Here is a 1721-nt window from a genome sequence, read left to right on the forward strand (position 1 = left end):
AACTGGGAAATAAACCTGGTTATCATGGATATAGATACTACCGACAATACCGTGGAAATGGCAAATGATATTATTTCCAAGACCGGACTTCCTCTGATGTATATTACCAGTCATGAAGAGAATATGAACTCTGAAGAATATTACAATGATTTCTCCTATGGGCTTGTATTAAAGGATAGCAAGGATTTTATTTTGCAGTCTTATGTAAAAACTGCCCTAAACCTATTTGAAGCCAGTAAAAATCTCAAGCAGGAATATGATTATATTAATCAGGCAGAAATGATCTCTGGATTCGGGTATTGGGAATTTAACCTCAACAATAATACGGTCAAAACATCAAAAGGCTCGAGAAAAATATACGGATTAACAGGAGAAAATCCCTCTATAAATGAGATAAAGAAATACCCCCTTACTAAATATCGGGAAATGCTGGATAAAGCCCTTATGGATTTAATAGCAGGGAGAGATAGTTACAATGTGGAGTTTAAAATAAAAAATAAAACAGACGGAAAGATAAAATCAGTACATTCTGTGGCAGAGTATGATTCCAATAGAAATCTTGTCATGGGAACTCTTTACGATATATCCAGGCAGAAGTCTGCAGAAGAGGCGGCACTGGAAAAAGAAGAGGAATACAGAAAGATATTCCATGATCATAAGGCCGTCATGCTGATGATAGACTTAGAAACCGGAGAGATAGTCGATGCAAATAATTCAGCCGCGGAATTTTACGGTTGGACAAGAGAAGAATTTATAAAAATGAAAATAACAGATATAAACACTCTCAGTAAGAGTGAGGTTTATAACGAGATGGAAAGAGCCAGAATAAATAATAAAAATTATTTTAATTTTAAACACAGACTGGCCGACGGGAGTATAAGGGATGTAGAAGTATACTCCGGAGAAATAATAAGCGGAAGAAGACCGAGGCTTTTCTCGATAATTCACGACATAACAAAGCGGAAAGAGGCAGAGGAAAAAATAAAAAACCTGGCTTTTTATGACAGCCTCACCACCCTCCCAAACAGAAGGATGTTTTCCGAATTTCTGGGAAAGGCAATAATTCAAGGAGAAAAAGAAAAATTTAAGGTGGCACTTTTGAACATAGACCTTGATCACTTTAAAAATGTCAATGACAGCTTCGGGCATCATATAGGGGATGTACTCCTGACAAGAGTGGCAGAGCGTCTGAGAAAAAATCTCAGAAAAAACAATATAATATGCCGTCTGGGAGGAGACGAGTTTGCAGTAATTCTCGAAGGGTTTTCCGACAGGAAGGAGATAAATTATGTCTCAAATAGGATTTTAAAAGTTTTGAAGTTACCCTTCATAATTGATGATAGGGAAATTTTCATATCTGCAAGTATAGGGGTGGCAGTATATCCTGAGGATGGATTTGACGTCAATACCCTTCTCAAAAATTCAGACCTAGCAATGTACGGAGCAAAAGACAGAGGTAAAAACGGTCATTATTTCTTTTCTGAAGAGATGAATCATGCAACAAATAGCAAAATGGAAATAGACACTCAGTTACGTAATGCCCTGAAAAACGGTGAACTGCAGCTTTATTATCAGCCAAAAATAGATGTATTTGAAAATAAGATCATAGGGACTGAGTCTCTTCTGCGTTGGTTCAAAGACGGAAAGCTTTACAAATCTCCATCAGAATTTATTCCAATTGCAGAAACCACTGGATTTATCTTAGAGATAGACAGATGGGT

General features: G+C 36.8%; 1 protein-coding gene. It reads left to right on the forward strand.

Features of this window, described 5'->3' with window-relative positions; genetic code table 11:
• A partial coding sequence (locus ABZA26_RS14440) for a diguanylate cyclase domain-containing protein (RefSeq protein ID WP_372715191.1) occupies positions 1-1721 on the forward strand: 1721 nt, incomplete at both ends.

It is taken from the genome of Ilyobacter sp., from assembly GCF_041583315.1.
GTDB lineage: Bacteria > Fusobacteriota > Fusobacteriia > Fusobacteriales > Fusobacteriaceae > Ilyobacter.